Origin of the sequence: Mycobacterium sp. 1245499.0 (assembly GCF_001673615.1) — a bacterium.
GTDB classification, from domain to species: Bacteria; Actinomycetota; Actinomycetes; order Mycobacteriales; family Mycobacteriaceae; genus Mycobacterium; species Mycobacterium europaeum_A.
On the sequence record NZ_LZMG01000430.1, the window covers coordinates 17,871 to 38,115 of the forward strand.

Below are 20,245 nucleotides of genomic sequence, written 5' to 3' on the forward strand. Positions count from 1 at the left end.
ACCCTTGTCACAGCGGCCAAACTAACCTACTGTGTGTTCACTAGGTTGGTTTTGCTACGTCGGTAGAGAGGACCCTGGTGCCCGTCGCGCGGCGATACGACACGCTTCTCGCCAAGGGGGAGGACCGCAAGCAGCGGATCCTCGACGTCGCCCAACGCCTGCTCACCCGCAACGGCTGGCGCAGCACCACGCTCGCCCAGATCGCCGGTGAGGCCGGGGTGACACCGGCAGGCCTGCTGCATCACTTCGAATCGAAGGAGCAGCTGCTGCACGCGGTGCTCGATGCCCGCGACCTCGACGACGACACCCACGCCGACCGGACCGGGGATCTGTTCGACCAGATCGCCGCGGTCGCGGACCGGTTCCACCGGGCCCCCGAATTGGTGGGGACGTTCACGGTGCTGCTCGTCGAGAACATCCTGCCCGAGGCTCCGCTGCACGACCGCATGCTGGCCAGGCACCGGGCCGCCACCGACATCGTCGCCGAGCTCATCCGTCGCGGTCAGGCCGATGGCCGGTATCGCGAAGACATAGACCCCGCCGTCAAGGCAGTAGAAATCCTCGCCTTCGTCCACGGAATGGAAACCACATGGTTACTCGATCCCTCGATACCGCTGCCCGAGGTGTTCAAGCAGTACGCCGAGACACTGGCGCGGGACTTCGCGCCCCCGAAGAAGCTCGAGACGACATGAGGTACCGGCTCGACGTCGTCGCCACCACCGCGGTCGATGTGGTGCGGTTCGCCGGTGGCTGGATCTTTGACCGGTCGATGGCGGGTTGGGACGTCACCGTGCTCTTGATGGATCTGGCCGACCACCCCGATGACCGGCCGCTGCAAATCATCGGTGCCCAGGTGCTCGACCTCGAAGAGGCGCTGGCATCGGTGCATTCGCGGCCCCGCCCCCAGGCCCTGGCGGCCGCGGCGGATCTATTCGGCTGCGACGCGCGGGTTCGCCAAGGCGTGCTGCGGGCCCTCGATCAGGGCGCCATGGAGGTCACGCTGTGGGGGGAGGACTGGCCGTCGGAACTCGATGACAGCGTCGGACTGGTGCAACACCAGCTGAGCATGGCGGCGCAGACGTTCAAGGCCCAGGCCCTCGCGGCGGCGGCCGTACCGCACGCCCCCGTCGGCCACGTCGAGACGTTCCGCAGCGGGCTACTGGCGTGGCCCTCGGTGGCCGCCGACCTGGTTCCCGCCAGCTAGTCGGGCGCGATCAGACCGGCGCGCCACGGTCGGCGGCCGGCGAATCGCGCGTCTCGAGACGCCCGGCGGGGACCCGTCGTTGACGACCACCACCCCGTATGAAAATGTAATACTCATCCGCGAGAGGCACATTCTCACTAGCCGAGATTCAAGGAGCAGGAGATGGCGAACGAATTCTCCGAGTTGGACTTCTTTCGCGGCAGCGAGCTCATCGAGAACCCGTACCCCTACTACGAGGCGCTGCGTCAGCGTTGCCCCGTCACCCGGGAAAGCCACCACGACGTCACGATGATCACCGGGTGGGACGAGGCGTGTGCGGTCCTCAACGACGCCGAGACGTGGTCTTCCTGCATCTCGGTGACGGGTCCGTTCCCCGGCTTCCCGGTCCCGATCGAAGGCGACGACATCACCGAGCTGATCGAGCAGCACCGTGACGAACTGCCCTTCAGCGACCAGCTGCCGACGCTCGACCCGCCGACCCACACCAACCACCGCTCGTTGCTGATGCGGCTGATCACCCCGAAGCGCCTCAAAGAGAACGAGGACGCCATGTGGGCGCTCGCCGACCAGGCGCTCGACGACTTCCTGGCCCCCGGCCACGGCGAATGGATCAAGGGCTTCGCGGGCCCGTTCACCCTGCTGGTGATCGCCGACCTGCTGGGCGTGCCGATGGAGGACCGCGACAAGTTCATCAAGGGCATCCGCGAGCACTCGGGCGGCGGCGTCGGGGGCACCGGCAAGGAATCGTTGGCCCACAGCCCGCTGGAATTCCTCTACGGCCTGTTCTCCGATTACGTCCGCGACCGCCGGAGCGAGCCGCGTGACGACGTGCTGACCGGCCTGGCCACCGCCACCTTTCCCGACGGTTCGATCCCGGACGTCGAGGACGTGGCTCGTGTCGCCAGCAACGTGTTCTCGGCGGGACAGGAGACCACCGTGCGGCTGCTCGGCGCGGCCCTGCAGACGCTGGGCGAGCGCCCCGATATCCAGGCGCAGCTGCGCAAGGATCGCAGCCTGATCCCGAATTTCATCGAAGAATCGCTGCGCCACGAGAGCCCGGTCAAGGGCGACTTCCGGATGAACCGGCGGCCGGTCAATGTCGGTGGCGTCGACCTGCCGGCCGGCACTACGGTGATGATCGTGCAGGCCGCGGCCAACCGTGATCCGCGCCGGTTCGAAGAACCCGCCACCTTCGATCCGACGCGCAAGAACGCGCGCCAGCACATCTCGTTCGGGCGTGGTATCCACAGCTGCCCCGGCGCCCCGCTGGCGCGGGCCGAAACCCGGGTGGCGATCGAACGGCTGCTCGACCGCACGACGGATATCAGGATCAACGAGGACGTCCACGGGCCCGCGGATAACCGTCGCTACCAATACGTTCCGACCTACATTCTGCGTGGCCTGACCGAATTGCACCTGGAGTTCACACTGGCATGAAGGTTTGGGTAGACGACCAGCGGTGTCGCGGTCACGGCATGTGTCTCACGCTGTGCCCCGACGTGTTCAGCCTGACCGACGACGGTTACGCCGTAGCGACAGATTCCGATGTCCCGGCGGAATTGGAGTCCGCCGCTCAGGAGGCGATCCAATGCTGTCCCGAGCAGGCGATCAGCGAGAAATAACCAAAATTACGGGCGAGTAAGGAGATTCGAGTGGCCAAAGGGTATGTCATCCTCACCGAGGCCATCAAAGACCCGGAAGGCATGAAGGCATACGCTCAAGCCGCCGGATCCGCGATGAGCGGTGCCACCATCCTCGCGGTGGACACCGCGCCCAAAGTCATCGAGGGCGACTGGCACGGCGACCAGACCGTGGTGCTCGAATTCGAGTCGGTGGATGCGGCTCGGGCGTGGTACGAATCCGAGGGCTACCAGAAGGCGGCGAAACTGCGCCAGCAGGCTGCCGACTGCAACGCCGTCATCCTCTCCGGAATCTGATTACTCTCCGACGATGGAGATCGCCTGACGAGGGCACTGGCGGACGGCCTCGCGCACGTCCGCCTCGTTCTCCGGGGTGACTTCCTCTTGGTGGACGGTCAACATGTCGTCGTCGCCGAGTTCGAAGATGTCTGGGTTGATGCCCATGCAGACACCGTTGCTCTCGCAGAGTCCCCAATCGACTTCGATCTTCTTCGTCATCGTGGCCCCCTTAACGAAGCACCTTGACGGGCACGTTCTTCCAGCCCGCCACGTTTTGCATGGTCACCCGTTTGCATCCCGCCAAGTCGACCTCGTAGCGCGGCATGAAGTCGAGCAACCGCTCCAGCGCGATCCGGCTTTCCAGGCGGGCCAGCGCGGCGCCCAAGCAGCTGTGGATCCCGTACCCGAGTCCGAGATGCTGCGCCTCGGTGTGATCGCGCTCGATATCGAACGTGTCGGCGTCGGTGAAGGCCTCCGGGTCGCGGTTGGCCGCGGCGCCGCAGAGGAATACGGGTTTGCCCGGCGGGATCACGCCACCGCTGACGTGGGCCTCCTTGAGGGTGTAGCGGACGTTGTATTGCACCGGCCCCTCGTAGCGCAGTAACTCCTCGACCGCCCCGGGGATCTTGTCCCGGTCCTCCTGCAGCTTCTGCCACTGGTCGGGGTGATTGGCGAAGATGACCGCGGCGTTGCCCATCAGCTTGGTGACGGTCTCCGCGCCCGCGCCGCCCAGAAGGGTTGCGAACCCGCAGATCTCGATGTCGTCGAGCTTGCGCAGCTGGCCGTCTTCACCCGGAATTTCGGCGGCGATCAGCCGGCTGATCATGTCGTCCTGAGGATCCTGGCGCCGCTCTTGGACCAGGCTGAAGTAATACATCGCCGTGTCGATGTTGGCCTGCATGCCCGCTTCGCTGACCTCGATCTGTCCCGGTTCACGGTGCAGGCTGGTGTCGATCCAGTGGCGGACCTGCTGGCGGTATTCCTCAGGGACCCCGGCCATCCGGGTGATGACCTCGACCGGGAACGGTCCGGAGAAGTCCTGCACGACGTCGAAGTTATCCGGATCGACCACTCCCAGGTATTTGTCGATCACCTCGATGATCGTCTCCCGCTGCGACTGGATCGCCCGCGGTGTGAACGCCTTGTTGAGCAGGCTGCGCATGTGGCGGTGCTCCGGTGGATCCATGAAGATGATCGACTTCTGCTCGGGCGGCAACCCCTTGCGCACCATCCCCAGGTCGCAGCCGCGCGCTGACGAGTACGTCTCGAAGTCCTTGAACGCGGCCGCGACGTCTTCATGGCGGGTCAGGGCGTAGAAGTCCTCTTGCTCGTCGTAATACAGTGGCGTTTCCTCGCGCATCCGTCGATAGATGTCGAACGGATTGTTGAAGTAGTCCTCGGAGTACGGATCGAAGACGACCTTCGGTTTTGTCACTGCATCCTCCTCAGCGGCGAGGTCGGGCTGAAACCTTTACAGCGGAGTCACTGACTGTAACGCTAACGGTAATACCTTCGTGACGAACCGGAAAGACCAAAACGCTGGCATTTCATGCCCTCTTCGCGACGCCGATGGCCGCGATGACGTCATCCAGCGCGCCCAGACCGCTGCCCAGCGCCTCGGCGCTAGCCCGGGCGGCGGCCACATCCTTCGCCACGAACTCACCGGTCATTTCGATGAACGACGCGATGGAACCGCCGGCCGCGATGAGGTTCAGCGCGTGGCTAGCCGCGCTGCCGTGTCCCAGGGCGGTCAGCAACGTCGACTCCGGCACGCCGAGCCCTTCTCCCAGCCGGACCGACTCGGCCAGCAGCCCGAGCTGCGCAGCGAACAGCGCGTTGTTGACGAGTTTCACCTTCTGGCCGGCGCCGGCCGGCCCGACGTGCAGGACCGGGTCGCCGTAGCAACAAAGCAGCGGTCGCGCTCGGTCAACCGCTTGGTCGGCACCGCCGACGAACAGCGTGAGCCGGCCGGCGGCGATGTCGTGTGGGCCCCCGCTGACCGCGGCGTCGACGACGTCAACACCATTGGCGCGCTCGGCCATGGCCGCGATGGTGTGCGGGTTGACGGTGGTGTGCACCACCAGCACCGCGCCGGGCCGCATTGCGGATAGCAATTCGCCGGCCAGGCAGACCTGTCGGACCTGTTCGTCGCTGAACACACAGAGCACCACGACGTCGGCTCGGGCACCGGCTTCGGCCGCCTCGCCGACGGCCAGCGCGCCCAGTTGCTCGAGCTCGCCGCGCTTTTCGGCCGTTCGGCCCATGGCCTGGACGTCGTGACCGGCTGCCACCAGGCGGGCGACCATGGGGCGTCCCATCCGTCCCGCGCCGATGAATCCGATTCTCACCGTGGGTGGTCCATCAGGGCCAGCGCCGCGTCGGCCGCGTCGAGCACCGCGCCGCCGTTGGCCCCGGCGTTCTCGGCGAGGTCGACGACCAGCCGAACATCCTTCTGCAGCAGCCCGCCCGCCACCCCGGCCAGCCGATCGAGTCCGCCGATGCCGCCGAGAGCGTTGAGCGCAAAGCTGTTGCCAGAGCTGCGGGAGATCACTTCGGTGAGGCGGTCCGGTTCGACGCCAAGCGCGCTGGCCAGTGACAGCGCGCTGGCCGCCGTGGCCAGGTTGGCGGTGAACAACAGGTTGTTGAGGAGCTTCGTGGTCTGTCCGGAACCCAGCTCGCCGAGGTGAACGACGGGATCGGCATAGGTCTGGAAGACGGGGCGGCAACGCTCGACGACGTCGGTGTCTCCGCCCACCATCACCAGCAGCCGGCCCTCGGCCGCCGCGCCGCCCCCGCCGCTCACCGGCGCATCGATGACGGAAACACTTTGGGCGGCAGCCTTGGTCGCGAGGTCTCGGCAGGTGTCCGGATGCACCGTGCTGTGCACGGCGATCACGCTGCCCGGCTTCATCGCCGACAGCAATCCGTTTGTCCCGCAGGCCAGTTCGTCGATGTCGGCGTCTGCGACCACGCAGAGGCAGACCAGGTCACTGGCCGCGGCGAGTTCGGCGGGTGACCCGGCGATGCCGGCCGAGGTGTCGGAGAATGCCTCGAGGGCCTCCGGCCTGCGCGCCCACAACGTGGTGGGGTAGCCGCCCTCGACGATCCGGCGCGCCATGGGACCGCCCTGGCTGCCCAACCCGATGAATCCGACGCGCATCAGCCGGCCTCCAGATCGGATTCCGTCTTCGCCGAACGCTCGGCCACGCAATCCCGCACGAATTCAAGGACTTTCGAGTGGTAGATGGGGGCGGCGTGACTGAGGCTGATGTTGTGCCCGGCGTCCGGTTGTCGATGCACGACGAATCGCGGCGCCCCGGTGAACAGGGCGCCGACCTCGGTCACCGCCGCATCGTTGGTCTGCCAGACCTTTTCGTGCTCGGCGATGCTGAAGTGCGCCGGGACGCGCACGGCGGGCGCGAGCTCCGGGAAAGTCTGTCGCGCCCAGTCCGACACCATCTGGTCCTCGTAGGCCGGGGCGGACGGCGACACCGTGGCGCCGTTGAGGACCTCGGGTGGGTAAGACTGCTCTGGGCTCCACAGCAGTTCGCGCATGCCCGACGGGCGGCGTTCGCGGGTGGCCGTTTTCAGTATTTCCTTAGCGGTGGGGTGGTAGTGCCGGCCGGTGCCGGCCAGCTCGATACCGAGGAGGTCGGCACCTCGCGCGTCGGCGGCCAACCGCAGCGTCAGCTCGCAGCCGCCCGAGTGGCCCCACACGAATATGCCTGCGCCCCGCGGTCGTTCGCCGAGAATGCGGTCGACGGCACCGTAAGCCAGGTTGACGCGCTGCTCGCCGGAGACCATCGCTTCGGGATAGGGCGCCGAGCTGCCATAGCCGGGCCGATCAAGGGCCACCACGGTGAACCCGGCCGCCGCGCCGGTCCGCAACAGCGAATACGAGGGGTGGCCCGGGCAGTCGAAATACATCGCGGTGGTGCCACCGCCGTGGATGGCCACGATCACGGCCTGCGGGTCTTCGACTTCGGTGACCAGCGCCGACATCGGCACCCCGTCGACGATTACCAGCCTTGGCCGCGGCGCCGCGGGGTTCATGCTCGTCTCATTCCGGCGCCCGCAGCAGGAGCACGCCGCTGGGAGTCAGGCCGCCGCTGCTGACCACACCGACGCGGGCACCGGCGACCTGGCGGTCACCGGCCTCGCCGCGCAGCTGAGTGATGGCTTCGTGCAGCAGACCCATGCCGTGGGTGCGGCCGTGCGAGAGTTGGCCGCCGTGCGTATTGAGCGGCAACTGCCCGTCGCGCGCGATGTTCTTGCCGCCGTCCAGAAAGTCTTTGGCCTCACCGATTCCGCAGAAGCCCAGCGCCTCGATCCAGGACAGACAGTTGAAGGAAAACCCGTCGTACAGCTCTGCCACGTCGACGTCGGCGGGTCGCAGCGAGGTACGCGTCCATACGTGCGCCGCCTGGCCCAGCACCTGCGGCTCGTGGGTGAGGGTGCTTTGGTCCCAGTCGAGTCGCTCGACGATCTGCGTTCCCACCGCTTCCACCAGTACCGGCGGCTTGGCCAGGTCGCGGGCGGCGTCGACGGCCGAGACGATGACGGCGATGGCGCCGTCGCACGGCACGTCGCAGTCGTATAGGCCGAACGGCGTGGTGATGGGCCGCGCGCCCAGGTAGTCGTCCATCGTCATGGGCGACCGGTAGATGGCGGTCGGGTTGAGTTCGGCATTGGCGCGCTGGTTCAACGCGATCCAGCCCAGCGTTTCCTTGCTGGTGCCGTACCGGTGAAAGTGCCGCTGCGCGTTCATCGCCAGTGTGTGTGCCGCTGACGTGGCACCAAATGGCATCTGCCAGCCCGACATTCGGCCCGCTGAACCGTGGGCCGGGGTGATCTTGCCCTGCTTCATCAGCTCGCCGTTGGTGGCTTCCCACAGGGTACGGAAGCACAGCACGTGGCGCGCCAGCCCGCAGGCGACCGCGAGCATCGCGGCGATCACCGAGCCGCCCGGCCCGAACGTCTCCATGGCGCCGTTGTGCCACGTCGGCCGGATGCCGAGCGCGCCCTCGAGGGCGGTGGTGCCGCCCTCCCCGAAGCCGCCGACATTGATCGCGCCGGGGTAGGTGGACAGGCCGTCGATGTCGGCGTAGGTCAGGCCGGCGTCGGCGATGGCCGCCTCGCATGCCTGCACGGTCAACGCCAGCGGCGGCTGCATCAGCCGGCGGCCGATCGGGGACGCGCCGATCCCGGTGAGCGCGACCTTGTCTTCGAACTTGTCCACCGTGAGCATCGGGCGGACGTGCTCGCCGAAACGTTCCGGCGCGATCTCGTCGACCGGCAGCTCACCGGGTTCGTCGGCATCGGCCCCTCCCGCCCGCAAGGGCCGAAACAACGGAAACCACACGTCCTCGACCTGCTCGAAGACAACCTCGACCTGCTGTCCGAGTTCCAGCCGATCGACATCGCTTTCGACGATGTTGGTGGTCAACCGGACCCGCGGGTCCTCCGCGATAGCCACCTGCGCGATCACGTAGGGCGCCGCCAGCCCGGGCAGGCTGAACCGCTCGTTGATGGTGAATCCGGCGAGCGTCGCCCGGCCCGAGACCGCCCGCACACCGATGTCGCGGGACCGGCAGTACCGGCAGACCGGCGCGGGTGGATGGATCAGCGATTCACAGCTCTGGCATTCCTGCAGGCGCAGCTTCCCGTCGGCACCCGACGTCCAGAAGAATTCGTTGTCCTGCGTGATCAGGGGCAGCGGCCGTCCAGGTGCTGCTGACACGTCACCTCCGGGGGTCCGCACGGCCGGCCTGGTAGGGCCATTATGCAAATCGGAGAATTACGTTATCACTCTGCGCACACGCGATCCAGACGCGTTGCGGGTCAGGTGAGGTGGGGCCCCTTGTCAGTACGGCACCCAGACGCCGTCGAAATAGGCGCCCCATTGGTGAAAGCCGACGCTCCACATCGGTTCGTTCGGCGACCACGCCGGCCGTGGCGGCGGGGGTGGCACGTCCGATGCGAATTCCGGCGAATACGCCGGCGGCACGGTGTACCACGGCGGCGGAGCCGGTCGCGGTTTGCATTCGAACGTCGACACGTTGAACGACAGGTTGCGATCGCACTGCGCCGAGCTGATCGCCGGCGTCGCGATCACCGCAACGACCATCGTCATGAAGGCGACCGCGACAACGGCGGTCAGGCGACCAAATAACCACCTCATGGTGGGCCTCCCGGTGGGGCCAATTCGAGCCTGGCCCGCTCCAGCTTATTCCGTTGCTACCGCCACGACCAGGTGACTTTCGGGGCGTCTCGTGGCGTTTCCCGTCGACCGGGAGTTATGCTCGCCACGCGGTATCAAGTACTTAACATTCGGAGGACGGATTGCTCGACGCAGAGAAGATCCTGATCACCGGGGCGACGGGCAAGATCGCGTTTCCGATCGCGCGTGCCCTGGCCGCAGCGGGCAACGAGGTGTGGGGTGCCGCGCGCCTGAAAGATCCCGCGGCCCGGCAAAAACTGGTGGACGCCGGGATCAGACCGGTCGCGCTGGACGTCGGCGCCAGCGACTTCTCCGGTCTCCCATACGATTTCACCTACGTCTTCCACGCCGCCGTGGACCCGGGCGCCGACGATTGGAGCCAGTGCGTCGAAACGAACGCGCAGGCGTCCGGCGAACTGCTCTACCATTGCCGCGCCGCAAAGGGTTTCGTCTTCTGCTCCACCGGCTCGATCTACGCCTATCAGGGCCGGCGACCGCTCACCGAAACCGATCCGCCGGGGGCACCACTGCGGGCGAACTACAGCTTCTCCAAGGTGGCCGCCGAGGCGGTGTGCACCTGGATCGCCAGGCGCTTTCACATCCCGCTGACCATCATCCGGATCTGTTCGACGTACGGCCCCCAGGGCGGTGCGCCCGCCGACCGTCTCGATGCGATATTGGCGGGCAAGCCCATTCGGTTGCATCCCGACAAGCCGAACAACTACAACCCCATCTATGAAGACGACTATGTGGAGCTGGGCGTCCGCGCGATGGAAGTCGCTGCGACACCGCCCGTCGTGGTGAACTGGGCCGGCAGCGAAACCGTCAGCGTGGAGGAGTACTGCGCCTTCATGGGTGAGCTGGTCGGTGTCGAGCCGATCTTCGAGTACACGCCCCAGGCGCACACCCCGCTGTGGCCGGACGTCACCCACATGCACGACGTGCTCGGCCGCACGAAAGTGCCCTGGCGCGAGGGATTTCGGCGCATGGTCGCGGCCCGCCATCCAGAAATCCAGCTGCATCAACACGATTCGACGAGAGCCTGAGGATCAACGCCATGCATCTTCCCGGCACGCCATCGGACGAGGTCCCCGAGATCCTTGCCGCCGGTGATGGCGAGATCACCACCCTGTTCGTCTCGATGGCGATCCGCCACCCCGACGGGAAAGACGCCGAGTATCTGCGCTGGCACAGCCTGGATCACCGCCCGGAGCAACACCGCCTGCGCGCGGTGCGCGCCTCGTTGCGGTTGGTGTCCACGCCGGCCTGCCGCTCGGCTCGCGCGGTGAGCGGCGGGCCGTTGGACGCGGTCGACCACGTGATGACGTACTTCTTCACCGACACGGCCGGATTGCACGATTTCAACGAACTGTCCACGGCGCTGGGGAACGCCGGCCGTAAACTCCCGCTGCTGCCGCCGGTGGAGCGCGGCGTGTACGACGTGCAACGCAAAGCCGCAGCGCCGCGCGTCAGAATCGGGTCAGACGTGTTGCCCTGGCTACCGGTGCGCGGCGCGTTCGTGTTGGTCGAGCGGGGACCGTCGTCCCCGGACCCGCTGGCCGACGTCGACGGCGTCGCCGGTGTCTGGTCCGCGGTATCGCGCCGGGTCGACGCCAGCTTGGCCAGCGCACCGGAGAACCAGACGATCACGTATTGCTTCCTCGACGACGATCCGGTTGCCACCGCGGAGCGGTTGCGGCCGGTGCTCGAGGCCCGCTGGGCCGAATCGGGCATCGAAGCATTGTTTGCCGCACCATTTTTCGCAATTGTTCCATACGAGTGGGATCGCTATGTGCCGTAGGAAAGGGGCCGCATGCACATCGGCTTGATGGTCGGCTCCGATAAGGAGCGTTCACGCGCCGATCGACTTGCCGGCCTGATCGACGACGGGGTCGCCGCCGAAAGCGACGGTTTCACCGCGTTTTGGATGCCCCAGGTCCCCGGCTACCTCGACGCGTTGACCGCCGTGGCGCTGATCGGGCAGGCCACCGAGGCCATCGAGATCGGAACGGCGGTCGTGCCGATTCAGACTCGCCATCCGATGATCATGGCGCAACAAGCCCTGACCACCCAGGTCGCGTGCGGCGGACGGTTCACGCTCGGCATCGGACCCTCGCATCATTGGATCGTCAACTCACAGCTGGGCTTGTCCTATGACCGCCCGGCGCGCCTGATGGGCGACTATCTCGACGTGCTGCTCGCTTCCTTCGCCGGTCCGGGCACCGTGGATGTCGACAACGAAAACTATTGCGTCCATTCGCCGGTCGATGTCACCGACGCCTTCGAGATGCCGGTGCTGCTGTCGGCGCTCGGGCCGACGATGCTGCAACTCGCCGGCGAGCGGGCCGGGGGCACCGTGCTGTGGATGGCCGACGAGCGCGCCATCGCCGACCACGTCGTTCCACGCCTTACCGCGGCGGCCGCCCGGGCCGGGCGGCCCGCGCCCCGGATCGTCGCCGGTGTTCCCGTCGCGCTCTGCTCCAATAGCGAGGCGGACGAGGCTCGCGGCTACGCCAGCGAGGTGCTCGGACACGCGGACTTCTCGCCGAACTATGTGCGACTGCTGCAGCACGGCGACGCCGAAGACGTCGGTGACACCATGGCGGCAGGCGACGAGGCGACCGTCCTGGAGCGGTTGCGCCGCTACCGCGATGCCGGTGTCACCGACCTCGCGGTGCGAATCGTGCCGTTGGGCAAGGACATTGACGAGCGAACCAAGTCGCGACGCCGAACTCAGCAGTTTCTGTCGTCGCTGTGTCCGGCGTTGTGATCACCGCGAGGGCAGACCGAGGACGCGCTGCGCGATGATGTTGCGCTGGATCTCCGACGTGCCGCCCGCGATGGTGCCCGCGTAGCTGCTGATGTAGCGCGCGAACCAGCTGGCGGTGAAAAGATCCGGGGCGTAAGGGTTGTACGGGGCCGTCAGCATCTTGTCCCGCAGCCCATCGGCCCCGGCGGCGTCCAGAGCGTGTCGCAGCGCGCTCTGTTCGGCCTCCGAGCCGAACACCTTCAGCACGGACAACGCCGCCACGTCCACCTCGCCGCGAGCCGCTTTACCCAGCGCGGCCGAACCGAGCAGCCGCAGCGCGTAGTAGTCCATCACGATGGTGGCGTAGTGGTCCACATTCACCTCGTCGCTGGGCCGGTAGTCCTCGAGGAGTTGCTCGAGCCGGTTGGCGAACGCCATCCACATCAAAGTGCGCTCGTGGCCGAGCGAGCCGTTGGCGACCCGCCACCCGCCATTGAGCGGCCCGACCAGGTTATCCGCGGGCACCCGGACGTCGTTGAAGAACACCTCGTTGAAGTCCAGCTCGTCACGGTCATAGACCGAGGGGAAGGGGCGACGCACCAGACCGGGATTATCGGTCGGGATGAGCAGCGCGCTGATTCCCTTGTGCCGCGGAGCGTTCGGGTCCGTGCGAACGAACGTCAGGATCACGTCGGCATCGTGGGCGCCGGAAGTCCACACCTTCTGCCCGTTGACCACGAACTCATCGCCGACCAATTCGGCCTTCGTCCGCAGCCCGGCCAGGTCGGAGCCGGCTCCCGGCTCGCTCATGCCGAGGGACGCGGTCTTGTCGGCGCGCAGGATCGGGACGGCCCAGCGCCGCTTCTGCTCTTCGGTGCCGAAGGACAACAGCGACGCGGCGATGATGCCGACGCCCTGGGGATTGAAGCAGTGGTAGATCCGGCGTCGCGACAGCTCCTCGCGATGTACGAACTGCTGCAGGATGTTTGCGTTGCGACCACCGAATTCCGGTGGGTTGCCGGGTAGTAGCCATCCGTGGTCGAACTGGAGTCGCTGCCAGCGGCGCGACCATTCGGGCACGTGCGAGGTCGACGACGGGCGCTCCGCGGCTTGGGCCTGCGTCGGCAGGTGTTCGGTGAGGAAGCCGACGAACTCCGCGCGAAAGGCTTCTACGTCGGCGTCAAAGGTGAGCTGCACGGCACTACTCCTCGGGGCGCGGACGGCTCAGCGCGTGAATCCCCACTCCGCCTCGTTCTCTTCGGTTTTGAGGTGCTCGGCCGGGTCCTCGGCGTCGGCCAACGGCGGCTGCGACGCGCGGGAGGTGCGCTGGCCGATTTCGGTGATGGCGTGCACCGGGCAGTCGAGCAGCGCCCGCATGACTGCGTCGCGATCCGCCTCCGCCACCGTGCCGTCCCCGATGAGCGATGCGTACCCCCAATCGTCCAGCGAGAAGTATCCGGGCGCGTGTTTGGCGCAGATGCCGAAGCCGTCGCAGATGGTGCGATCCAGCCGGATTTTCATGCTTGCCTCACAGGTTCCGCCTCGTAGGGACGGTCCGCGCGGAACGCACCGCGGGTGCAGTCCGGGCAGGTGCCGTCGAGATGGGCACCGACGTCGTCCGGGAACTGATCGAGCAGGCTGGCAGCGACGTTGGTCGCGGCATCCAGCGTTGCGCACGCACCGCGTCCGCGCAGCAGCACCGACCAGCGGCGCAACCGTTCGACGTCTTCTGCCGCCGCGGCGCCGTCGCGCAGCGCGCCGGCGGCCGCGGCCATCGCCGCCGTCCCGTTGAAGCACGATCCGCATTGACCCGCGTTTTCGCGATCGAAGTACGCGAGCACGGATGCGGCCACCGCGACGGGGCAGTCCTCGGTGATGATCGAAATCGCACCGCAGCCCAGCCCGCTGCCGACGCGGCGCATCGTCTCGTGGTCCAGGGTGGTCTCCAACACGGAGCGGTTGAGCAGACCGGCGAAGTAACCGCCCATCAGCGCTCCGCGCACCCGATCGGCCGGAACACCGTGCAGGGCAAGCAGTTCCGTGAACGGCAGCCCAAGCGGCAGTTCATACAGGACGGGAGGTCGCCCGCCCCCGGTGATGGTGGCCAGGAAGGTGCCCGACGACAGCGTCGTGCCCTGCGACCGAAAATCGGTCGATCCGTGGCCCTGCAGGTAGGGCAGGTTGGCCAGGGTCTCGACGTTGCTCACCAGCGTGGGCCGGTCATCGACGCCGGCCTCGAAGGGACGCGGCGGCTTGTCCGTCGGCTTGGCCGGGCCGCCGTTGATCGCGCGCACCGCGGCCGTCTCCTCGCCCGCCACGTACCCCGGCGCCACGGTGCGCAGGTCGACGGCGACACCGAGCGCTCCGGGGTCCAATTCGCCCAGCGCGGATTCGATGCTGTGTGCCGATTCCTGATCGGACACGTAGACGTAGGCGCGGTCGGCGGCAACGATCGTCGCGGCCAGCCGCAGTCCGTCCAGGACGAGGTGAGGGCGATTGCGCAACAGCCAACGGTCCTTGACCGAAGCCGGTTCTCCCTCTTCGCCATTCGCCACGACGACGGGCACGCCCAGCAGTCGTCCGTTGTCGCGCACCGACCGCAGCTTCACCGACAGTGGGAACGCCGCACCGCCGCGCCCGACCAGGCCGCTCGATTCGACTTCGGTCAAGAATTCATCGGGGTCGCCAAGCGGGCGGTAGCCACCGACCTTGCGATAGGACGCTAGGTCCTCGCGGGCGTGCTCGCTCAGCAGTCGCGGCGTGCATCCGGGCAACGTCGCGGTGGCGATGGTGGTGGACTGAGTGGTGTTCAAGGCTGGCCTGCCATCGTGTTAGTTAGGCTTGCGCACATGCGAACTGCGGTGGTGCGTGTCAACGTCGACCCGGAAAGCGTGCTCACACCCGCACGACTACGCGACGGCATGGCGGCTCTCCTCGAGCTGGTAGCCGCGGCCGGCGCGGACGTGGTCGCCAATGACCTCGCATCCCGGCCCGCGACCCGCCGCGAAGTGGAGCTGCTCATCGCGGCCGAAGACGGCGACACGGCCAAAGCCACCGCAATCGGATTGTGCACCAGAGCATTCGGCGTTGATCCCGCTGCGGGAGTGGTCACCTTCGTCAGCCGGGGAACCGACGACGACGCGCACGGCGTGCTGTCCGCGTTCGGGCTCACCGGTGACATCGAGCGCACCCCCGGTGCGGACGGATTCGACATCGTCCAGGTGACCCTGCGCGAGTCCGATCTCGAACGGATCCCGGAAAGCCGCGTGCACACGGCGCTGGAGGCGTCGCTGAATTGCGAGGTCCACATCCACACCAGGTAGTGCACCGGTTCGCGCCATCACGAACCCAGGAATTCCAGAATGGCGGGCGCCGCCTGCACCCAGGTGTCGAACATGTTGAAGTGCTGCACCCGACCCGCGGCGCGGTCCTCCGACGCCCGCTCCCAGGCATCCTCGGGCCACGGCGGGTCGATGAGCTTCGATCCCTTGATCAGGCAGCTGACTTCCAGCGACGTCCGCTTCGGGTGATCCATGTCGTTCTCACCGCCACGAATGATCAACGTGGGCACCTTGATTCGGTCGAACATCTCGTCCTCGACGCCCGGAATCGTCTGTCCCGGCTTGGAGACGAAGGCGTTGAGCCAGCGCAGCATCAGCTTGAGGAACTCATCCTTGTCGAAGTCGAGGAACCGCTGCCTGTTGTTCGGGTTCTCCTCGATGCGCTCACGCCATTCGGCCACCTTCATCACGCCGTCCATGCCGGTGCCGCGCACCGCGAGGATGCTGGGAATGATGTAGAACGAACCGAGCACGAAGGTGCCGTAAGTGCCGCCGACGATGTTCCACACCACGAGCTTGGTGACCATCTCGGGATAGAGCATCGTGGTCAGCATGGAATCCCTTGCCCCGCCGGAACCTCCGGCCAGAATGCAGCGCTCGAAGCCCAGGCCGGTCACCAGCTTGTGCAGCGTCTCGGCGCGCATGTGGGACTCGCTCTGCCCGTAGAACTGCACGTCCGAGGCCCCGCAGTTGGGGCGGTCCCACAGCAGCACCCGGTAACCGCCCGCGGCCAGGGCGTCGGCCAGCGGACGCAGGCCGGGGATCTCCTTGCTGAACCGGCCGCCCGGCGTCAGCGCAATGAGATCGCCAGAGTCACCGAGGATTTCGTAGACGACATTTCCCCCGTTGATCTCGATAGAAGGCACCCGATTCTCCTGTGGTTAGGCCTGAACCAAAACGTCGTTGCCCACGACGCGCACCGGATAGGTGCGAATACTCCATTCCGGCTTGACCGCCGTCGTACCGGTCGCCAGCTCGAAACCCCATTGGTGCCAAGGGCAGTAGATGTATTCCAGGTCGTGCACCATGACCGAGTCGCCCGGCGCGGTCTCGTCGACGATGGTGCGCCCCCGGGCCCGTCCCGAACACAGCGGGCCGCCTTGGTGGGGGCAGTAGTTCGCGATGGCGTAGAAGGTGCCGTTGACGTTGTAGACGCCGACGCCGTGGCGCCCGATCGGTACCAGTTTGTGTGTGCCCGGCGGGATTTCGTCTACGGTGGCGACGACGTGCTCGCGGCCCTGGGCGAGACGGGGCTCGGGCCGTTTGGTTTCTTCCGTCAACTCAGAGCACCCGGGTCTGACCCTCGAGGACCGGCACGGTCTCGGGCAGGTGATAGGTCGCGATGCCGTTCTTGTACATCACCGCGTCGCGGGCGTGCTTGGGCAGGTGCTTGACCAACCAGCGCGGGTCGTCGAACGTCCAGTGCGGGTAGTCCGAGGAGAACAGCAGGATCTTCTCGCACTCCATCCATTCCAGCGCGCGGGTCAGTTCCGTCTTGTCCTCGGGATAATCGAGCGGTTGGGTGGTGAACTTGATGTGGTCCTTGACGTATTCGGACGGCTTGCGCTTGATGTCGAGCCACGACTTGCGGGCGTCGTAAATCGCGTCCATGCGCCACATCAGCGGCAGGATCCAGCTGAAGGCGTGCTCGACGAACACGATCCGCAGCGTCGGGAACCGGTCGAAGACGCCGTCGAAGATCAGGCTCATCACTTGGTTGGCCGCCAGCAGGGAGTAGGTCACCATGAAGTCGTGGTTGTAGCTGGGGAATCCCACCGGCGGGATCGGCAGCTCGTCGAACTGGCTGCGCGACAGGTGGCAGCTCACGGTGATGTCATTCTTGGTGGCGGCCGCCCAGATCGGGTCGTACTTGGGGTGTCCCCAGGACGGCCGAGGCTCTGCCTTGATCAGGATCTGGGCCATGAAGGGGTGCCCGGCCCAGCGCTCGATCTCGCGCACCGACTCTTCCGGCTCCTCGATCGCGATGCAAATCGAGCCGCGCCACCGCTCGTGCCAGTTGTTGTGGCTGTCCAGCCAGTGATTGGCCTGCCAGTCGTTCAACGCGGCCGACATCGCATGCTGCGCTTCAGGAATGCGCGCCGGGTAGGCCGCGGGCTCCAGGATCGCGATGTCGGACCCGGCCTCCATGATCAGCTGGCGAAACGCCAAATCCGGGTCGCTGCAGGGGAACTCGCCGTTGGCCGGAAACGAGTCCACGCGCATCGCGTAGGAGTGCGCGTAGTCCGGTGCGTCGTAGTAGATCTGCTCACCAACGGTGCGAGTGAGAAAGTACTTGCTGCGCCACGGCTCGGGGATGTACGGGAGCAGCTCTCCGCGCTTGGGGGCCGGGTGGACATCCGAGTCGACGCAGCGGACGGCTATACGCTCGGTAGCGGGAACCCGCTCCTGCGAATGGGTCAACGTCATCTGGCTCTCCTCAGTTTTCGCGATACTTCTACTGTGCGCCCACCCCGGCGGGAATGTCTATGCCGTAGAGCTGCGCCGCGTTGCGCCAGCACAGCTTCTCGCGCTGTTCGGCCGACAACGCGCTGGGCAGTTTGCTGACATCGCCGCATTGCCAGTGTGGATAACTCGAGCCGAACATCACCATGTCGTCCTTACCGGTGAAGCCAAACCACTCGCCGGCGAATTCGGCGTCGCCGGGGCCGTCGAGACTGCCCTGCACGAAGAACACGTGACCGGGCAGGTAGTCGCTGGGAATCCGCGGTGCCCACGGCGTCTGCTCCAGGTGCGGACGGCCGAAGGTGTCCATCCGCCAGATGAACGGCGTGATGAAGTCGGCGGCGCCGTCGCCCCAGACGAACTTGAGGCCGTCGAACCGCTCGAACACTCCCTCGGCGATCATGTTCATCAGGTGATACAGGTAGTTCAGCGCCATGAAGCTGACGTACTGCTCGTAGGTGCGGGTGTTGCCGTTCGGCGTCGGCGGGAATGCGATGCCCGACCCGACCTCGATGTGCGCGGCGACGGGTAGTCCGGCGTCGACGGCGGCCTCCCAGATCGGCCAGAACTGCGGTTTGCCGTACAGCTCGCGGGATTGCAGCGGGACGCCGATCTGGACCACCCGCGGGTGCGCACGCCACCGCTCGATCTCGCGCAGCGCGCCGGGGATGTCGTCGGGGTTCACCCGGATGGTGCCGCGGAACCGCTCGCCGAACTGGCTGGACTCCAGCCAGTTCGACACCATCATCTCGTTGTGCGCGGCGTGCAGGGCGCTGCCCAGGTGCCGGTCCGGCATGATGCCGCGCGCCATCGGGTGCAGCACCGCCACATCGACGCCGCGCTTCGAAAACAGTTCATTGGCAACGAAATCCGGGTCCGAACCCGGGTACTGGCGGTCCGGGCCCTCGGTGTTGGGCGCGTACTCACCGCCTGGGGCGCCGTACCAGTCCATCTCGTAATCGGGGAAGCCGCGGCTCTTGAACGGCTCGCGCAGGGTCTTGCGCAGGGCCTTGTTGGACGGGAAGAAGATGTGCACGCTGGCGTCGATCAACGGGGTGCTGGTTCCGTCGGCGTGTGTGATCACAAGAGCCACCCTTCGGCTGCGGCGGCGAAAGCCGGCCGCGCGAGGTCAGATGATAGCCAATCTAACATTTCGTTCGGTGGTCCATCAACGGGTTTCCGGTAAGCATTTCGTTTATTCATCGTCGCTGGTGGCACGCGTTTTGTGGTCGTCGGAGCAAGTATGGTTCTTCTTTGCGGATAATACCATTCTCCGAGGTGGGGGAGGGACGCGATCGCGGGCTCGTCGCCGCGGCGGCCGGGGCGATGGGCTAGTCCGATGCCCCACCCACCGTTACGCCCGCGGCCCGCTCGAACGGTTTGATCACCGTCGTGAAGTCGGATTCGGGCCCCTCGTCGCGGGCAAGGGCCTCCCACAGCCGGCCGATCGTCTCGGCGACCTCGGCGGGAACGCCAAGCGCCCGCGCTTCATCGAGGTAGAGCCGCACGTCCTTGAGCATCAGCCCGGTGGCGAAGCCGTAGTCGAAGGTGCGCGGCAGGATCGCGCGGGGGAACTTGTCGCGGCTCGCGCTCGTCGCACCCGATCCCGCGTTGAGCACCTCGATCATCACGGCGGGGTCGAGGCCGGCCTTGACGCCCATCACGACGACTTCCGCGGTGGCGGCCAAGACGTTGGCCGCCAAGATGTTGTTCGCCAGCTTCATCGTCTGCGCCGCGCCGGGCTTGTCGCCGACATACATCGGCCGGCCGAGCGCTTCGAGCGCGGTTCGCACGAGGTCGAATTCGTCGCGCGGGCCCGAAACCATGAGCGCCAGCGTCCCTTTCTCGGCCCCGCTGACACCGCCGCTGACCGGGCTGTCCATCGCCACGATGTCGCGCCGGGCCAGCATCGCGTGGATCTGCACCGCCATTTGGCTACCGACAGTGGACAAGTCGACGTAGCGCCGCACCCGCGCCCCCTCGATCACGCCCGCCGGGCCGGTCGCCACCATCGGGGTAAGGGACCCAACATGAAGATCGGGTTCATCGGACTCGGAAATATGGGCCTTCCCATGGCATCCCGCCTCCTCCGGGAAAATCACGACGTCGTCGCCTTCGACACGAGCGGCGAGGCACTCGAGCGCGTCGTCGCCCTTGGCGCCCGCCCGGCGTCGTCGGCCAAGGAGGTCGCCGACCGCGCCGAAACGGTGCTGGCCAGCCTGCCCACCCCGAGTGTGTCGCTGGAGGTGGCGACCGGCCCGGCGGGCGTGATCGAGGGGGCGCGGGTGCGGCGCTACGTCGACTTGTCCACTGTCGGTAGCCAAATGGCGGTGCAGATCCACGCGATGC

General features: G+C 66.7%; 24 protein-coding genes and 1 pseudogene. 10 read left to right on the top strand and 15 right to left on the bottom strand.

Features of this window, described 5'->3' with window-relative positions; all coding sequences use genetic code 11:
• Positions 1 to 77: 77 nt before the first annotated feature.
• The 5 genes from A5646_RS26490 (at position 78) to A5646_RS26510 (ending at position 3,141) form a co-directional block, all read left to right on the top strand.
• Positions 78 to 692: a TetR/AcrR family transcriptional regulator gene (locus A5646_RS26490; protein ID WP_066865804.1), complete on the top strand. Its 615-nt coding sequence runs from the start codon at positions 78 to 80 to the stop codon at positions 690 to 692.
• The gene (locus tag A5646_RS26495) at positions 689 to 1,204 is read left to right on the top strand and encodes a hypothetical protein (RefSeq protein ID WP_066865807.1); all 516 of its coding nucleotides are present in this window, start codon (positions 689 to 691) and stop codon (positions 1,202 to 1,204) included. The genes A5646_RS26490 and A5646_RS26495 overlap by 4 nt, the downstream gene beginning before the upstream one ends.
• Before the next feature lie 162 nt (positions 1,205 to 1,366).
• Positions 1,367 to 2,641 carry a cytochrome P450 gene (locus A5646_RS26500; RefSeq protein WP_067025426.1) on the top strand — a complete coding sequence of 425 codons (1,275 nt, stop codon included), beginning with the start codon at positions 1,367 to 1,369 and terminating at the stop codon, positions 2,639 to 2,641.
• The gene (locus A5646_RS26505) at positions 2,638 to 2,826 is read left to right on the top strand and encodes a ferredoxin (protein WP_066865812.1); all 189 of its coding nucleotides are present in this window, start codon (positions 2,638 to 2,640) and stop codon (positions 2,824 to 2,826) included. The genes A5646_RS26500 and A5646_RS26505 overlap by 4 nt, the downstream gene beginning before the upstream one ends.
• A 30-nt stretch (positions 2,827 to 2,856) precedes the next feature.
• Positions 2,857 to 3,141: a DUF1330 domain-containing protein gene (locus tag A5646_RS26510; protein ID WP_066865814.1), complete on the top strand. Its 285-nt coding sequence runs from the start codon at positions 2,857 to 2,859 to the stop codon at positions 3,139 to 3,141.
• Here the strand turns inward: A5646_RS26510 and A5646_RS26515 are convergent, their stop codons facing one another.
• The 7 genes from A5646_RS26515 to A5646_RS26545 form a co-directional block, all read right to left on the bottom strand.
• A complete protein-coding gene (locus A5646_RS26515; protein ID WP_007777398.1) occupies positions 3,142 to 3,342 on the bottom strand; it encodes a ferredoxin in 201 nt (66 codons plus the stop codon). It abuts the gene before it with no gap.
• Positions 3,343 to 3,352: 10 nt separating this feature from the next.
• Entirely contained in the window at positions 3,353 to 4,558 is a 1,206-nt protein-coding gene (locus A5646_RS26520; RefSeq protein ID WP_066880929.1) for a cytochrome P450, read from the bottom strand.
• Between the two features lie 112 nt (positions 4,559 to 4,670).
• Positions 4,671 to 5,471 carry an NAD(P)-dependent oxidoreductase gene (locus A5646_RS26525; RefSeq protein ID WP_082984863.1) on the bottom strand — a complete coding sequence of 267 codons (801 nt, stop codon included), beginning with the start codon at positions 5,469 to 5,471 and terminating at the stop codon, positions 4,671 to 4,673.
• Positions 5,468 to 6,283 (bottom strand): NAD(P)-dependent oxidoreductase, encoded by an 816-nt coding sequence (locus A5646_RS26530; RefSeq protein WP_067025432.1) that lies wholly within the window; start codon positions 6,281 to 6,283, stop codon positions 5,468 to 5,470. Before A5646_RS26530 ends, A5646_RS26525 begins: the two co-directional genes overlap by 4 nt.
• Entirely contained in the window at positions 6,283 to 7,176 is an 894-nt protein-coding gene (locus A5646_RS26535) for an alpha/beta hydrolase (protein ID WP_067025435.1), read from the bottom strand. The genes A5646_RS26530 and A5646_RS26535 overlap by 1 nt, the downstream gene beginning before the upstream one ends.
• A gap of 7 nt (positions 7,177 to 7,183) precedes the next feature.
• Positions 7,184 to 8,863 (bottom strand): OB-fold domain-containing protein, encoded by a 1,680-nt coding sequence (locus tag A5646_RS26540; RefSeq protein WP_067025461.1) that lies wholly within the window; start codon positions 8,861 to 8,863, stop codon positions 7,184 to 7,186.
• Between the two features lie 123 nt (positions 8,864 to 8,986).
• On the bottom strand, positions 8,987 to 9,304 hold the full coding sequence (locus A5646_RS26545) for a hypothetical protein (protein ID WP_067025438.1): 318 nt from the start codon (positions 9,302 to 9,304) through the stop codon (positions 8,987 to 8,989).
• A 161-nt stretch (positions 9,305 to 9,465) separates the two neighbouring features.
• On the opposite strand from A5646_RS26545, the gene A5646_RS26550 reads away from it, so the two are divergent.
• Genes A5646_RS26550 through A5646_RS26560 form a run of 3 tightly spaced genes read left to right on the top strand, consistent with a single transcriptional unit; the run spans position 9,466 to position 12,113 of the window.
• Positions 9,466 to 10,389, top strand: a complete 924-nt coding sequence (locus A5646_RS26550; RefSeq protein WP_067025441.1) for an NAD(P)-dependent oxidoreductase — start codon at positions 9,466 to 9,468, stop codon at positions 10,387 to 10,389.
• 11 nt (positions 10,390 to 10,400) lie between these two features.
• Complete coding sequence (locus tag A5646_RS26555) at positions 10,401 to 11,144, top strand: hypothetical protein (RefSeq protein ID WP_067025444.1); 744 nt, start codon at positions 10,401 to 10,403, stop codon at positions 11,142 to 11,144.
• A gap of 12 nt (positions 11,145 to 11,156) precedes the next feature.
• Positions 11,157 to 12,113, top strand: a complete 957-nt coding sequence (locus A5646_RS26560) for a TIGR03564 family F420-dependent LLM class oxidoreductase (protein WP_067025447.1) — start codon at positions 11,157 to 11,159, stop codon at positions 12,111 to 12,113.
• On the opposite strand, the gene A5646_RS26565 is transcribed toward A5646_RS26560, so the two are convergent.
• The 3 genes from A5646_RS26565 to A5646_RS26575 are packed head-to-tail and all read right to left on the bottom strand — an operon-like array spanning position 12,114 to position 14,905.
• Entirely contained in the window at positions 12,114 to 13,289 is a 1,176-nt protein-coding gene (locus A5646_RS26565; RefSeq protein WP_067025450.1) for an acyl-CoA dehydrogenase family protein, read from the bottom strand.
• 27 nt (positions 13,290 to 13,316) lie between these two features.
• Positions 13,317 to 13,613 (bottom strand): ferredoxin, encoded by a 297-nt coding sequence (locus A5646_RS26570; RefSeq protein ID WP_066864380.1) that lies wholly within the window; start codon positions 13,611 to 13,613, stop codon positions 13,317 to 13,319.
• Positions 13,610 to 14,905: an NADH-ubiquinone oxidoreductase-F iron-sulfur binding region domain-containing protein gene (locus A5646_RS26575; protein ID WP_067025453.1), complete on the bottom strand. Its 1,296-nt coding sequence runs from the start codon at positions 14,903 to 14,905 to the stop codon at positions 13,610 to 13,612. The genes A5646_RS26570 and A5646_RS26575 overlap by 4 nt, the downstream gene beginning before the upstream one ends.
• A gap of 36 nt (positions 14,906 to 14,941) precedes the next feature.
• Here A5646_RS26575 and A5646_RS26580 point away from each other — a divergent pair, with 36 nt between their 5' ends.
• Positions 14,942 to 15,415, top strand: a complete 474-nt coding sequence (locus A5646_RS26580) for a hypothetical protein (protein ID WP_066864375.1) — start codon at positions 14,942 to 14,944, stop codon at positions 15,413 to 15,415.
• Between the two features lie 17 nt (positions 15,416 to 15,432).
• On the opposite strand, the gene A5646_RS26585 is transcribed toward A5646_RS26580, so the two are convergent.
• From A5646_RS26585 to A5646_RS26605, 5 genes and pseudogenes are all read right to left on the bottom strand, one after another.
• Positions 15,433 to 16,299 carry an alpha/beta fold hydrolase gene (locus A5646_RS26585; RefSeq protein ID WP_067025455.1) on the bottom strand — a complete coding sequence of 289 codons (867 nt, stop codon included), beginning with the start codon at positions 16,297 to 16,299 and terminating at the stop codon, positions 15,433 to 15,435.
• 15 nt (positions 16,300 to 16,314) lie between these two features.
• On the bottom strand, positions 16,315 to 16,713 hold the full coding sequence (locus A5646_RS26590) for a Rieske 2Fe-2S domain-containing protein (RefSeq protein WP_067025458.1): 399 nt from the start codon (positions 16,711 to 16,713) through the stop codon (positions 16,315 to 16,317).
• Between the two features lies 1 nt (position 16,714).
• Positions 16,715 to 17,860, bottom strand: a complete 1,146-nt coding sequence (locus A5646_RS26595) for an amidohydrolase family protein (protein WP_066864369.1) — start codon at positions 17,858 to 17,860, stop codon at positions 16,715 to 16,717.
• Positions 17,861 to 17,888: 28 nt separating this feature from the next.
• Entirely contained in the window at positions 17,889 to 18,980 is a 1,092-nt protein-coding gene (locus A5646_RS26600) for an amidohydrolase family protein (RefSeq protein ID WP_066864365.1), read from the bottom strand.
• A gap of 247 nt (positions 18,981 to 19,227) precedes the next feature.
• Positions 19,228 to 19,905 (bottom strand): annotated as a pseudogene (locus A5646_RS26605) (NAD(P)-dependent oxidoreductase); the annotation flags it as partial.
• A gap of 21 nt (positions 19,906 to 19,926) precedes the next feature.
• Between A5646_RS26605 and A5646_RS26610 the strand changes: the two are divergent.
• Positions 19,927 to 20,245, top strand: a 319-nt coding sequence (locus A5646_RS26610; RefSeq protein ID WP_197505238.1) for an NAD(P)-binding domain-containing protein, incomplete at its 3' end; no start/stop codon positions are given.